The sequence below is a fragment of the Mycobacterium sp. 852014-50255_SCH5639931 genome (assembly GCF_001665605.1).
Classification (GTDB): Bacteria; Actinomycetota; Actinomycetes; order Mycobacteriales; family Mycobacteriaceae; genus Mycobacterium; species Mycobacterium paraffinicum.
In genome coordinates this window covers 274,570-287,450 of sequence record NZ_LZSV01000035.1, presented here as the reverse complement: position 1 = coordinate 287,450, position 12,881 = coordinate 274,570, and the positions used below count along the sequence as shown (strand labels likewise).

Annotated in this window: 13 protein-coding genes; 10 read left to right on the top strand and 3 right to left on the bottom strand. The window is 68.6% G+C overall.

Annotated features, from left to right (window positions below; all coding sequences use genetic code 11):
* The first annotated feature begins 32 nt into the window (after window positions 1–32).
* On the top strand, window positions 33–968 hold the full coding sequence (locus A5758_RS22350; RefSeq protein WP_067212415.1) for a lysophospholipid acyltransferase family protein: 936 nt from the start codon (window positions 33–35) through the stop codon (window positions 966–968).
* Between the two features lie 47 nt (window positions 969–1,015).
* On the opposite strand, the gene A5758_RS22345 is transcribed toward A5758_RS22350, so the two are convergent.
* Together A5758_RS22345 and A5758_RS22340 are read right to left on the bottom strand one after the other, a co-directional pair.
* Entirely contained in the window at window positions 1,016–1,753 is a 738-nt protein-coding gene (locus A5758_RS22345) for a response regulator transcription factor (RefSeq protein ID WP_067744525.1), read from the bottom strand.
* Window positions 1,754–1,976: 223 nt separating this feature from the next.
* Window positions 1,977–2,213, bottom strand: coding sequence for a CsbD family protein (locus tag A5758_RS22340; RefSeq protein WP_067212426.1), 237 nt, complete (start codon window positions 2,211–2,213; stop codon window positions 1,977–1,979).
* A 357-nt stretch (window positions 2,214–2,570) separates the two neighbouring features.
* Here A5758_RS22340 and pyrH point away from each other — a divergent pair, with 357 nt between their 5' ends.
* The 4 genes from pyrH (at window position 2,571) to rlmN (ending at window position 5,987) form a co-directional block, all read left to right on the top strand.
* Window positions 2,571–3,341 carry a UMP kinase gene (gene pyrH, locus A5758_RS22335; RefSeq protein WP_082939804.1) on the top strand — a complete coding sequence of 257 codons (771 nt, stop codon included), beginning with the start codon at window positions 2,571–2,573 and terminating at the stop codon, window positions 3,339–3,341.
* Window positions 3,342–3,356: 15 nt separating this feature from the next.
* Window positions 3,357–3,914: a ribosome recycling factor gene (gene frr, locus A5758_RS22330; protein ID WP_067212428.1), complete on the top strand. Its 558-nt coding sequence runs from the start codon at window positions 3,357–3,359 to the stop codon at window positions 3,912–3,914.
* A 133-nt stretch (window positions 3,915–4,047) separates the two neighbouring features.
* Window positions 4,048–4,869: a phosphatidate cytidylyltransferase gene (locus tag A5758_RS22325; protein WP_369816479.1), complete on the top strand. Its 822-nt coding sequence runs from the start codon at window positions 4,048–4,050 to the stop codon at window positions 4,867–4,869.
* Between the two features lie 23 nt (window positions 4,870–4,892).
* Window positions 4,893–5,987: a 23S rRNA (adenine(2503)-C(2))-methyltransferase RlmN gene (gene rlmN / locus A5758_RS22320; protein ID WP_067744522.1), complete on the top strand. Its 1,095-nt coding sequence runs from the start codon at window positions 4,893–4,895 to the stop codon at window positions 5,985–5,987.
* Here rlmN and A5758_RS22315 read toward each other — a convergent pair whose 3' ends face one another.
* On the bottom strand, window positions 5,988–6,242 hold the full coding sequence (locus tag A5758_RS22315) for a DUF2631 domain-containing protein (protein ID WP_067212520.1): 255 nt from the start codon (window positions 6,240–6,242) through the stop codon (window positions 5,988–5,990). It abuts the gene before it with no gap.
* Between the two features lie 96 nt (window positions 6,243–6,338).
* On the opposite strand from A5758_RS22315, the gene dxr reads away from it, so the two are divergent.
* The 5 genes from dxr to A5758_RS22290 all read left to right on the top strand — a co-directional run bounded on the left by dxr (window position 6,339) and on the right by A5758_RS22290 (window position 12,841).
* Complete coding sequence (gene dxr, locus A5758_RS22310) at window positions 6,339–7,535, top strand: 1-deoxy-D-xylulose-5-phosphate reductoisomerase (protein ID WP_067744519.1); 1,197 nt, start codon at window positions 6,339–6,341, stop codon at window positions 7,533–7,535.
* A gap of 19 nt (window positions 7,536–7,554) precedes the next feature.
* On the top strand, window positions 7,555–8,778 hold the full coding sequence (locus tag A5758_RS22305; RefSeq protein ID WP_067744516.1) for an RIP metalloprotease: 1,224 nt from the start codon (window positions 7,555–7,557) through the stop codon (window positions 8,776–8,778).
* An 18-nt stretch (window positions 8,779–8,796) separates the two neighbouring features.
* Entirely contained in the window at window positions 8,797–9,963 is a 1,167-nt protein-coding gene (gene ispG / locus A5758_RS22300; protein WP_067212442.1) for a flavodoxin-dependent (E)-4-hydroxy-3-methylbut-2-enyl-diphosphate synthase, read from the top strand.
* Between the two features lie 55 nt (window positions 9,964–10,018).
* Complete coding sequence (locus A5758_RS22295) at window positions 10,019–10,873, top strand: GNAT family N-acetyltransferase (RefSeq protein ID WP_067212445.1); 855 nt, start codon at window positions 10,019–10,021, stop codon at window positions 10,871–10,873.
* Window positions 10,874–11,023: 150 nt separating this feature from the next.
* Window positions 11,024–12,841: a penicillin-binding transpeptidase domain-containing protein gene (locus A5758_RS22290; RefSeq protein ID WP_067744513.1), complete on the top strand. Its 1,818-nt coding sequence runs from the start codon at window positions 11,024–11,026 to the stop codon at window positions 12,839–12,841.
* Window positions 12,842–12,881: the final 40 nt, after the last annotated feature.

Here is a 12,881-nt window from a genome sequence, read left to right as displayed (position 1 = left end):
TCGTGTGGGCATGAATCGGGTACACCGTACCCATGAGTAACCCAGATCACAGGCCAGCCGAAGTACGCGAACAAGCGCGACTGAACGCCGAGCGGGCGCGGGCGGCGATGGAGGATCGGCGCAGCGGTCAGGGCGGGGGACTGAGCGGCTGGGTCGCCGAGCGCGCCGGTCGGTGGGACCTCCGCGGCCAGGAAGAGGCCGCCCTGCAGCGGCAGAAGTATCTGTGGAATGTGCTGGTGGACTACTGGTTTCGCATGGAGATCGACGGCTGGGAGAACGTCCCGGAGCCGCCGGTTCTGTTGGTGGGAATCCACTCCGGCGCTCCCTTCGTCTGGGATGCCTGGACCGTCGGTCTGCAATGGTGGCGGCGCTTCGGGCAGGAACGCCCGCTGCACGGTACGGCCCACGACGCGTTGATGGCGATTCCGGTGATCGGCCGGTACTTCCGGTCGATGGGTGTGCTTCCGGCCGCCCCGGACGCGATCGCCACCGCCCTGGCCGAAGGGCGCGACGTTGCACTGTGGCCCGGTGGGGAGGTGGACTCCCTGCGCCCGTGGACCGAGCGCGACCAGGCCAACCTGGCGGGCCGAAAAGGCTTCGTGAAGATGGCGATTCGGGCCGGCGTGCCCGTCGTGCCGATCGCGACGGTCGGCGGCGCCGACGCCATGCCCGTGCTGATTCGCGGCGACAAGCTGTCGAAGGCCTTGCAGCTGGACCGCCTGCTGCGCCTCAAAGTGTTCCCCTTGGCGATCTCGCTGCCGTGGGGGATCGCGCCGGCGGCACTTCCGCAGCTGCCGCTACCGGCCAAGATCAGGACCCGGTTCATGCCCGCCGTGCAGCTCGACCACGATCCCGCACGCGCGGAGGACGAAGCGTACATCGACCGCAAGTACCGCGAGATCCAGGACGCCATCCAGGACGGCATGGACGCGCTCGCGCGCAAGCGCGCCTTCCCGCTCTTCGGCTGACCAATCCCCGAAATCCTTCTCGAGCAGGGCGATTCGCGCTCAGCGCGTCACTGCGCGACCGGGTCCCTGGCGGAATCCGTCGGCGCCAATGTCAGCGTCGGCTCGCTGATGATCCATTCCGGATGCGGTGGGGTCGCCGCCATGTAGCCGACACCTCGGACGGTGTCCACCATCGACTGATGTCGGGGTCCGAGCTTGGCGCGCAGCCGCCGGATGTGGACGTCGACCGAACGGACTCGGCCGTTGCTGTCATAGCCCCACGCCTCGTGCATCAGGCGGGTTCGGGTGAATGGCCGACCGGCATGCTGCACAAGGAAATTCAGCAGTTTGAACTCGGTCAGCGTCAAACCAAGGTCCTTGCCTTCCAGCGATCCAGTGAAGCTGGTCGGGTGCAAGAGCAGGGCGCCGAACCGCAAACTGCCGTTGATTGTGCTGCGCCGCAGCGCAATCGCCCGCTGCAGCCGCTCCTGCAGCTCGTCGAAGTCGGTCCCCGGCGGTATGACGTCGTCGACGTTCCAGTCCACGTCCTCCGTCACGCCGTCGGCCGGCGCCACCAACGCCACCACGGCGGTGGCGGGGGCATCGGTTGTCAGGCGCCGGCAGGCCGCCGCCGCGGCCGCGAGGTTGCCTCGAGCGTCGACGATGGCGACGTCGCCGGCTTCGACCGGCCCCTGGCCGTCACTTATAAGGGGCGCGCGCCGCATGATTCGCCCGAACGAAGTCAGGGGCGGCAGGGCGTGCTCGAAGTCGTCCGCGTCGGTCAGCAGTAGAACGTCCAACGACATCTCCCGAATGTGGGTCCGCTTTGGCCCCCGGCCCTTAGGCATCTCTCCTGGGGGAGATGTCAGCCAGCGCAGCGGTGACTACCCACTCGCGGCGAAAGTATGCAAACGATCTTGCGACGCTTGCGGACCGCGTCGGCCTGGCTAACCGGACGCGATCGTCTTGACCCAGAAAAGTCGATGGGCCCGGTCCGTTTCCACAGACCGGACCCATCCTCCCAGCAAGCTACTGATTGGCCTTCTGGCGCTGCTCAGCGGCCTCGGCGCCGCCGCGGGCCGCCTCGGCCTCGGCTTCCTTCTTCGCCGCGTCGCGCTGCGCTTCCGCCTTGTCCTGCTGGGCCTGGCCCTCGCGGGTGAGGTCGTCTTGACCCGTCACCGCACCAACGGCTTCCTTCGCCTTGCCCTTGACGTCCTCGACGACGCCCTTGACAGCTTCAGCAGGTCCCGAGTTGTTGTCCGCCATGGATCAGTTCCTCCTCGTAGGCGTACCTGAGCGATTCGCGCTCACCACCGATCGCCAACGCGATCGATCCGGTCATACGGCGAGATGGGCCCTCTTTTCTCAAGACCGTGAATTCCCGCCGCGATAGTGCAGATTCCCCACTACGGTCATGCCGCAAACATCCGTAGCGAGGAGCCCGCCGAACCGTAGCGCCGCCTCCGCGTCACCTGGGCCGATCGCAGCGAAAAGTCGTCCAAATCGCCAACTCCGCGCATAACGCACCCCACCGACGCCGGCTTGTGTTGCGATGAGGCAGGATGTGAAATGCCGTTCCGGAGGAGTTAACCCCCGGGATGGCACTCTCATGCGAGGAGCCTGATGACGGAGTCCAGGGAGCCCACGGCACCGGAGAATGGATCAGCTGCCGGGCCGCCGCGGACGCGGCCCAAGTACTCCAGGGTGTTGCTCAAGCTTGGCGGCGAGATGTTCGGCGGTGGCCAGGTCGGGCTGGACCCCGATGTCGTGGCGCGGGTGGCCCGCCAGATCGCCGAGGTGGTTCGCGACGGCGTCCAAGTCGCGGTCGTGATCGGTGGCGGCAACTTCTTCCGTGGCGCGCAACTGCAGCAGCGCGGCATGGAACGCACCCGCTCGGACTACATGGGCATGCTCGGCACGGTCATGAACAGCCTGGCGCTGCAAGACTTCCTGGAAAAGGAAGGCATCGTCACGCGCGTCCAGACGGCGATAACCATGGGACAGGTCGCCGAGCCGTATCTGCCGTTGCGCGCCGTCCGTCACCTCGAGAAGGGCCGGGTGGTCATCTTCGGGGCCGGCATGGGGCTGCCGTACTTCTCCACCGACACCACGGCCGCGCAGCGGGCACTGGAGATCGGGGCGGAGGTGGTCTTGATGGCGAAGGCGGTCGACGGGGTGTTCTCAGCGGACCCGCGGCAGAATCCGCACGCCGAGCTCATCGCCGCGATCAGCCATCGCGAGGTCATCGACCGGGGGCTCCGAGTGGCCGATGCCACGGCGTTCAGCCTGTGCATGGACAATGGCATGCCGATCCTGGTGTTCAACCTGCTGACCAATGGCAATATCGCCCGCGCGGTCGCCGGTGAGAAAATCGGGACACTGGTCACCACCTGAGGGGAAGAGCGAACGATGATTGACGAGGCTCTCTTCGACGCCGAAGAGAAAATGGAGAAGGCCGTAGCGGTCGCCCGTGACGACTTGTCGAGCATCCGGACCGGCCGCGCGAACCCGGGCATGTTCTCCCGGGTCGCCATCGACTACTACGGCGCCACCACCCCCATCACGCAGCTGGCCAGCATCAACGTCCCCGAGGCCCGGCTCGTCGTGATCAAGCCCTACGAAACCAGTCAGCTGGGCGCGATTGAAACCGCGATCCGCAACTCCGATCTGGGCGTCAATCCCACCAACGACGGCACCCTGATCCGGGTGGCGGTGCCGCAACTCACCGAGGAGCGTCGCCGCGAGCTGGTCAAGCAGGCCAAGGGCAAGGGCGAGGACGCCAAGGTGTCGGTGCGCAACATCCGCCGCAAGGCGATGGAGGAGTTGCACCGCATCCGCAAGGACGGCGAGGCCGGCGAGGACGAGGTCGGCCGCGCCGAGAAGGACCTGGACAAGACGACGCACCAGTACATCACCCAGATCGAAGACCTGGTCAAGCACAAAGAAGGCGAGCTGCTGGAGGTCTAGCGGCCACCAGCAGCTAAGTTCACCCAGGTCCGTGGCAACCACCGGCGCAGCCAGCACGCCCGACGAGCCGGCGCGTCAGGGCAGCAAGGCCGCGCAGCAGCCGACCAAGAAGACGTCCCGCGCGGGACGCGACCTGCGCGCGGCCATCGCGGTGGGCGCCGCGATCGGCGGCGTGCTCGTCGTGACGCTGATTTTCGCGCCCCGCTTCTGGGTCCCCATCGTCGCGCTGGCCATCCTGGTCGCCACCCATGAGGTGGTGCGACGGCTGCGCGAGGCCGGATACGTCATCCCGCTCATCCCGCTGCTGATCGGCGGTCAGGTGACGGTTTGGCTGACGTGGCCGTTTCACGCCGCCGGCGCCCTGGCCGGCTTCGGCGCCACCGTGGTGGTGTGCAACGTCTGGCGGCTGTTCATGCAGGACAACAGCAAGCGGCCCGAGCCGTTCGCCGGGTCCCCGTCGGCCAACTACCTGCGCGACGCCTCCGCGACGGTGTTCCTGGCGGCGTGGGTGCCGCTCTTCGCCTCATTCGGCGCCTTGCTGGTCTACCCCAAGGACGGCGCGGGCCGGGTGTTCTGCCTGATGGTCACCGTCGTCGCCTCCGACGTGGGCGGCTACGCCGTCGGCGTGCTGTTCGGCAAGCACCCGATGGTGCCGGCGATCAGCCCGAAGAAATCGTGGGAGGGATTCGCCGGTTCGCTCTTCCTCGGAATTACCGCGGCCGTTTTGACCGCGACCTTCCTGGCCGGCAAGCCGCCGTGGATCGGTGCGGTGCTCGGCGTGATCCTGGTGCTCACCTGCACACTTGGCGACCTGGTCGAGTCGCAGATCAAGCGCGACCTCGGCATCAAGGACATGGGCCGCCTGCTGCCCGGCCACGGCGGCCTGATGGACCGGCTCGACGGCGTGCTCCCGTCGGCGGTCGCCGCGTGGACGGTGCTGACACTCGTCCCCTGAGAAGGGCCGATACTGGACTGGACATGGTCCAACAACTGGTCTTCACCGAACCCCGCCCGAACAAGCCGCCGCGGCACCTGGCCGACCTCGACGCGGACGGCCGCGCCTCGGCCGTCGCCGAGCTCGGCCTTCCGGCGTTTCGCGCCAAGCAGCTCGCGCATCAGTACTACGGCCGTCTGATCGCCGACCCCCGCGAGATGACCGACCTGCCTGCGGCCGTGCGGGACCGGATCGCCGACGCGATGTTCCCGCACCTGCTCACGTCCGCCGCCGAGGTCACCTGCGACGCCGGGCAGACCCGAAAGACGTTGTGGCGCGGCACCGATGGGACGACCTTCGAGTCGGTGCTGATGCGCTACCCGCAGCGCAACACCGTGTGCATCTCCTCGCAGGCCGGCTGCGGCATGGCCTGCCCGTTCTGCGCGACCGGGCAGGGGGGACTGACCCGCAACCTGTCGACGGCGGAGATCCTGGAACAGGTCCGTTCCGCCGCGGTGGCCCTGCGGGACGATTTCGGCGATCGACTCTCCAACGTGGTGTTCATGGGCATGGGGGAGCCGCTGGCCAACTACGCGCGGGTGGTGGCCGCGGTGCGTCGCATCACCGAAGCGCCGCCGCACGGCTTCGGCATCTCGGCCCGCGCGGTCACAGTCTCGACCGTCGGCCTGGCCCCGGCCATCCGCAAACTGGCCGACGAGCGGCTCGGGGTGACGCTGGCCCTGTCGTTGCACGCCCCCGACGACGAACTGCGCGACACGCTGGTGCCGGTCAACAACCGGTGGAAGATCACCGAGGCGCTCGACGCCGCCCGCTATTACGCCGACGTCACCGGCCGCCGCGTGTCGGTGGAATATGCGCTGATCCGCGACGTCAACGACCAGCCGTGGCGCGCCGACCTGCTGGGCAAGCGCCTGCACCGGGCGCTCGGCCCGCTGGTGCACGTGAACCTGATCCCGCTCAACCCGACGCCGGGCAGCGAATGGGACGCCAGCCCCAAGCCGGTGGAGCGGGAGTTCGTCCGCCGGGTGCGGGCCCACGGGGTGTCGTGCACGGTGCGGGACACCCGCGGCCGCGAGATCAGCGCCGCGTGCGGACAGCTGGCCGCCGAGAAGAAGTAGCTACCTGATCCAGCCGCGCCGGCGGCCCCACAGGTCGCGGACCAGGGCGACGAGCACCAGCGTCGCGAACCCGATCAGGAACCAGTTCTCGATGTGGCCGACGTGATTGCCGCGCAGCATCGCCAGCAGGAACACGATGATGACCAGGCCGGTGATGTGCCAGGTGCGGTGATTGATGCTGCTCCAACCCCACGCCGCGGACGGCACCTCAACGGTGTCGACGCCGCTGAAGTGTTCCACCTCGGTACTGGCCACGGTGAATCCCTTTCGTCGGTCCTGCAGCGATTCTGGCATACCCGTGGCGAGGTCCCGCAGCCCTCGCATCGCCACCGGGCGGGGCACAATGAGTGAGTGACGATCGCGACACCCGAGGGCCGCCTGCGCGTGCTGGTGCTGGGCAGCACCGGGTCGATCGGCACCCAGGCCCTGGAGGTGATCGCGGCCCATCCGGACCGCTTCGAGGTGGTCGGCCTGGCCGCGGGCGGCGCGAGCCTGGACACCCTGCTGCGCCAGCGCGCCGAGACCGGGGTCACCAACATCGCCGTCGCCGACGAACGCGCGGCGCAGGCCGCCGACGCCCCCTACCGCGGTCCCGACGCGGTGACCCGCCTGGTCGAGGACACCGAGGCCGACGTCGTCCTCAACGCGCTGGTGGGCGCGCTGGGCCTGCGGCCGACGCTGGCCGCCCTGGAATCGGGCGCCCGGCTGGCGCTGGCCAACAAGGAATCGCTGATCGCCGGCGGTCCGCTGGTCTTGCGGGCGGCACGGCCGGGTCAGATCGTGCCCGTCGACTCCGAACACTCCGCGCTGGCCCAGTGCCTGCGGGGGGGATCCCTCGAGGAAGTCGCCAAGCTGGTGCTGACCGCCTCCGGCGGGCCGTTTCGCGGCTGGACCGCCGCCCAGCTCGAGGGCGTCACCCCGGAACAGGCCGGCGCCCATCCGACCTGGTCGATGGGCCCGATGAACACGCTGAACTCGGCCTCGCTGGTCAACAAGGGGCTCGAACTCATCGAGACGCACCTGCTGTTCGGCGTCCCGTACGACCGCATCGAGGTCGTCGTGCACCCGCAGTCGATTGTTCATTCGATGGTCACTTTCGTTGACGGCTCGACCATCGCCCAAGCGAGCCCCCCGGACATGAAGCTGCCGATCTCCTTGGCGCTGGGCTGGCCGGACCGGGTACCCGGGGTGGCCGCCCCCTGCGACTTCAGCACCGCCTCTAGCTGGGAATTCGAGCCGCTGGACGGCGAGGTTTTTCCCGCCGTCGAACTGGCCCGGTATGCCGGCCAGACCGGCGGTTGCATGACCGCGGTCTACAACGCGGCCAACGAAGAAGCCGCGGCGGCGTTCCTCGCGGGCCGGGTCGGATTCCCCGTCATCGTGAAAACCATCGCCGACGTGCTGCACGCCGCAGACCAATGGGCGGTTTCACCCGCTAACGTGGATGAGGTACTAGACGCGCAGCGCTGGGCGCGGGAGCGAGCGCAACGCGCCGTCGCACACGCCGGGTCCACCGAGGCCTCCGTCAACGCCTCCGGAATGGTGTGAGAAAGGTCCTGCAGCGGAGATGATGTTCGTTATCGGCATTGTGCTGTTCGCCGTCGCCATCCTGATCTCGGTGGCCTTGCACGAGTGCGGCCACATGTGGGTCGCCCGCGCCACCGGCATGAAGGTCCGTCGCTATTTCGTCGGGTTCGGGCCCACGCTGTGGTCGACGCGGCGTGGTGAGACCGAGTACGGCCTCAAGGCCGTGCCGCTGGGTGGCTTCTGCGACATCGCCGGGATGACCTCGGTCGAGGAGCTGGCTCCCGATGAGGCCGATCGCGCGATGTACAAGCAGGCCGTCTGGAGGCGGGTTGCGGTGTTGTTCGCCGGTCCGGCCATGAACTTCGTCATCTGCCTGGTGCTGATCTATGCGATCGCGCTGGTCTGGGGGTTGCCCAACCTGCACCCGCCGACCAGGGCGGTGATCGGCGAAACCGCTTGTGTCGCACCGGAAGTGGCTCCCGGGAAGATCGCGGACTGCACCGGCCCCGGTCCGGCCGCGGCGGCCGGCATCCGCGCCGGCGACGTCGTGGTCAAGGTCGGCGACACCCCGGTGTCCACGTTCGAGGACATGGCCGCCGCGGTCCGCAAGATGCACGGCATCGTCCCGGTCGTCGTCGAGCGTGGCGGCAACGCGATCACCACCTACGTCGACGTCACGCCCACCCAGCGCTTCCTGACCACCGGCGCCAACGGGCAGGGCGGTCAGCCGGCGCCGTCGACGGTCGGCGCCATCGGCGTCGCGGCCGTCAAACTCGCGCCCGCGCACTACGGAGTGCTCTCCGCGGTGCCGGCCACCTTCGCGTTCACCGGCGACCTGACCCGCGAGGTGGGTAGGGCGCTGGTCACCATCCCGACCAAGGTGGGTGCGCTGGTGCACGCCATCGGGGGCGGACAGCGTGATCCCCAGACCCCGATGAGCGTGGTCGGCGCCAGCATCATCGGCGGCGACACCGTCGACCACGGGCTCTGGGTGGCGTTCTGGTTCTTCCTGGCCCAGCTGAACCTCATTCTGGGTGCCATCAACCTGGTGCCGCTGCTGCCCTTCGACGGCGGCCACATCGCCATCGCGGTGTTCGAAAAGATCCGCAACCTCGTCCGGTCGGCCCGCGGCAAGGTCGCGGCCGCACCGGTGAACTACCTCAAGCTGATGCCCGCCACCTACGTGGTGTTGGTGTTCGTGGTCGGGTACATGTTGCTGACCGTGACCGCTGATCTGGTCAATCCGATCAGGCTCTTCCAATAGCAAGAAGGAATTAGAACAGTGACCATTGGCCTGGGCATGCCGGACGCACCGGCGCCCACGCTCGCCCCCCGGCGTAAGACGCGCCAACTGATGGTCCGCGATGTCGGGGTGGGCAGCGACTATCCGATTTCGGTGCAATCGATGTGCACCACCAAAACCCACGACGTCAACACGACGCTGCAGCAGATCGCGGAACTGACCGCCGCGGGGTGCAACATCGTGCGGGTGGCGTGTCCCCGTCAGGAGGATGCCGACGCGCTGGCCGAGATTGCCCGGCACAGCCAGATCCCGGTGATCGCCGACATCCACTTCCAGCCGAAGTACATCTTCGCCGCGATCGACGCCGGATGCGCCGCGGTGCGGGTAAACCCCGGCAACATCAAGGAATTCGACGGCCGGGTCGGCGAGGTGGCCAAGGCGGCCGCCGCGGCGGGCATCCCCATCCGCATCGGCGTCAACGCCGGCTCGCTGGACAAGCGGTTCATGGAGAAGTACGGCAAGGCCACCCCCGAGGCGCTGGTCGAGTCCGCGCTGTGGGAGGCCTCGCTGTTCGAGGAGCACGGCTTCGGCGACATCAAGATCAGCGTCAAGCACAACGATCCCGTCGTGATGGTCGCCGCCTACGAGCAGCTGGCCGCCCAATGCGACTACCCGCTGCACCTCGGCGTCACCGAGGCCGGTCCGGCCTTCCAGGGCACCATCAAGTCCGCGGTGGCCTTCGGCGCGCTGCTCTCGCGGGGGATCGGCGACACCATCCGGGTGTCGCTGTCCGCGCCGCCGGTCGAAGAGGTCAAGGTCGGCAGCCAGATTCTCGAGTCGCTGAACCTGCGGCCGCGCGGCCTGGAGATCGTGTCCTGTCCGTCCTGCGGCCGCGCGCAGGTCGACGTCTACACCCTGGCCAACGAGGTCACCGCCGGCCTGGAGGGCCTGGACGTCCCGCTGCGGGTTGCCGTGATGGGGTGCGTGGTGAACGGTCCGGGCGAGGCGCGAGAGGCCGACCTGGGCGTCGCGTCAGGAAATGGCAAGGGGCAGATCTTCGTTCGCGGCGAAGTGATCAAGACCGTGCCGGAAGCCCAGATCGTCGAGACGCTCATCGAGGAGGCCATGCGTCTGGCCTCGGAGATGGGGACCGATCACGGTCCTGACACAACATCAAGCGGTTCGCCGATCGTGACCGTAAGCTGATGGGGGCCGTTTCCAGCTTGCAAGTCCGTTAATCGCATCACAGAGAGTTCGCCAGATGTCGGCTCCGCCCCTCTTCCGCCTTGTCGGTGAGCGACGGGTGTCTGTGGTGCGCGACGCCGCCGCCGTCTGGCGGGTGTTCGACGAGGATCCCGTCGGGTCGTGCATGGTCGCGGCCCGGGTGGCGGACCACGGCATCGACCCCAATTCCATCGGCGGGGAACTGTGGACCCTGCGCGGCGCGGAAGAATCGCTGTGCTTCGCCGGCGCCAACCTGATCCCACTGCGCGGCGCACCGGAGGACATGGACGCCTTCGCCGACGAGGCGATGAGTGGGACGCGCCGCTGTTCGTCGCTGGTCGGCCGGTCCGACCTGGTGATGCGGATGTGGGAGCGGCTCGAGCCGGCGTGGGGCCCGGCCCGGGATGTGCGCGACCACCAGCCGCTGCTGTCGCTGTCCAGGCACCCCAACTGCGACATCGACCCCGGGGTGCGCCAGGTTCGGCCGGACGAGCTGGACGCCTATCTGGTGGCCGCCGTGGACATGTTCATCGGCGAGGTGGGCGTCGACCCGCGGATCGGCGACGGCGGTCGGGGTTACCGGCGGCGGGTGGCCAGCCTCATCGCGGCCGGTCGCGCCTGGGCCCGCTTCGAGCACGGCCAGGTCGTCTTCAAGGCCGAAGTCGGCTCGCAGTCGCCGGGAGTCGGCCAGATCCAAGGGGTGTGGGTGCATCCCGAGTGGCGTGGCCTGGGCATCGGCACCGCCGGCACGGCGACCGTGGCCGCCGTCATCGTCGGGAGCGGGCGCACCGCCAGCCTGTACGTGAACAGCTTCAACACCGTGGCCCGCGCCGCATACGCCCGAGTCGGCTTCGCCGAGGTGGGCACCTTCGCGACGGTCCTGCTGGACTAGCGGCCCGGCGCACCGAGATCGACGGCAGCGCGAGTACGGGTCACCCTCCTGTCGAACTCGGCGCAGTGGTCGCGGGCTACCTGCGCGTAACGGTTCGGTCTCGGAGTGTCTGCGGAGGTGTTGGCCCCGCAGTTCTTAACATCAGCAACGATGGTAACTACAAGAACATTGGCCTCTTCTGCCTCAGGGCTGTTGCTCCTCTCGGCGATCGCCCTGTCCGGATGCACACCGCGGCCCGACGGCCCCGGCCCCGCGGCCGAAAAGTTCTTCGGCGCCCTGGCGATCGGTGACACCGCCACGGCCGCCCAACTCAGCGACAACCCCAACGAGGCCCGCGAAGCGCTGAACGCGGCCTGGGCGGGGCTGCAGTCGACCCACCTCGACACGCAGATCCTCAACGCCAAGTACGCCGAGGACACCGGCACGGTCGGCTACCGGTTCACGTGGCACCTGCCCAAGAACCGGACCTGGACCTATGACGGCCAGCTGAAAATGGCCCGCGACGAGGGTCGCTGGGAGGTCCGGTGGACCCCGACCGACCTGCACCCCAAGCTGGGCGAACATCAGACGTTCGCGTTGCGGGCCGATGCGCCGCGGCGCGCCTCGGTGAACGAACTCGGCGGCACCGACGTGCTGGTGCCGGGCTACCTGTACCACTACACGCTGGACGCCACCCAGGCCGGATCCGGATCCGCCCTGAGCGGGACCGCGCACGCGATCGTGGACGTCCTGCACCCCTTCAACGGCACGCTCAACGACCCGCAGCTGCTCGCCGAGCAGGCCAGCTCGGCGACGCAACCGGTGGACCTGGTGACGCTGCATCCCGACGACAACGACAAGGTCTTCCCGGCGATCGGCCGGCTGCCCGGCGTCGTGGTCACGCCGCAGCCCGAGATCCTGCCGACGGATCCGCACTTCGCGTCGGCGGCCATGGCCGAGGTGAAGAAGGCGGTGGTCGACCAACTCGACGGCCAAGCGGGCTGGCGGGTGGTGAGCGTCAACCAGAACGGTGTCGAAGTCGAAGTCCTGCACGAGGTCCAGGGCTCACCAGCGCCGTCGATCTCGATCACGCTCGACCGGGTCGTGCAAAACGCCGCCCAGCGCGCGGTGGACACCCGCGGCGGCAAGGCCATGATCGTCGTGATCAAGCCGTCGACCGGCGAGATCCTGGCGATCGCGCAGAACGGAGGCGCCGACGCGGACGGCCTGCTCGCCACGACCGGCCTGTTCCCGCCGGGGTCGACGTTCAAGATGGTGACCGCAGGCGCGGCAGTCGACCGCGACATGGCCACCCCGAACACGATGCTGGGCTGCCCGGGCCATCTCGACATCGGGCACCGCACCATCCCGAACTACGGTGGCTTCGACCTCGGCGTGGTGCCGATGTCGCGGGCGTTCGCCAGCTCCTGCAACACCACCTTCGCCGAGCTCAGCAGCAAGATGCCGCCGCGCGGTCTGACGCAGGCGGCCACCCAGTACGGGATCGGGCTGGACTATCAGGTGGATGGCATCACCACGGTGACCGGATCGGTGCCGCCGACCGTGGACCTCGCCGAGCGCACCGAAGACGGCTTCGGCCAGGGCAAGGTGCTGGCCAGCCCGTTCGGCATGGCGCTGGTGGCGGCGACGGTCGCCGCCGGCAAGACCCCGACGCCGCAGCTCATCGCGGGCCGGCCGACCGCGGTTCAGGGCGACACCACGCCGATCAGCCCGAAGATGATCGACGCGCTGCGGCCCATGATGCGGCTGGTGGTGACCAACGGGACGGCCAAGGAGATCGCCGGCTGCGGCGCGGTCTACGGGAAGACGGGCGAAGCCGAGTTCCCGGGCGGATCGCATTCCTGGTTCGCCGGATATCGCGGCGATCTGGCGTTCGCCTCGCTGATCGTCGGGGGCGGCAGCTCGGAATACGCGGTTCGGATGACGAAGGTGATGTTCGAATCGCTGCCGCCCGACTTCCTGGCCTGACGCCGGCGGCCCGCCCCGGCGGTAAGTTGCGAGGGTAGGC

Bases quoted from the DNA above. Each gene is read 5' to 3' on its own strand.
- A5758_RS22350 (WP_067212415.1), top strand. From the start codon at position 33: ATGAGTAACCCAGATCACAGGCCAGCCGAAGTACGCGAACAAGCGCGA.
- A5758_RS22345 (WP_067744525.1), bottom strand. From the start codon at position 1,753: ATGTCGTTGGACGTTCTACTGCTGACCGACGCGGACGACTTCGAGCAC.
- A5758_RS22340 (WP_067212426.1), bottom strand. From the start codon at position 2,213: ATGGCGGACAACAACTCGGGACCTGCTGAAGCTGTCAAGGGCGTCGTC.
- pyrH (WP_082939804.1), top strand. From the start codon at position 2,571: ATGACGGAGTCCAGGGAGCCCACGGCACCGGAGAATGGATCAGCTGCC.
- frr (WP_067212428.1), top strand. From the start codon at position 3,357: ATGATTGACGAGGCTCTCTTCGACGCCGAAGAGAAAATGGAGAAGGCC.
- rlmN (WP_067744522.1), top strand. From the start codon at position 4,893: ATGGTCCAACAACTGGTCTTCACCGAACCCCGCCCGAACAAGCCGCCG.
- A5758_RS22305 (WP_067744516.1), top strand. From the start codon at position 7,555: ATGATGTTCGTTATCGGCATTGTGCTGTTCGCCGTCGCCATCCTGATC.
- A5758_RS22295 (WP_067212445.1), top strand. From the start codon at position 10,019: ATGTCGGCTCCGCCCCTCTTCCGCCTTGTCGGTGAGCGACGGGTGTCT.
- A5758_RS22290 (WP_067744513.1), top strand. From the start codon at position 11,024: ATGGTAACTACAAGAACATTGGCCTCTTCTGCCTCAGGGCTGTTGCTC.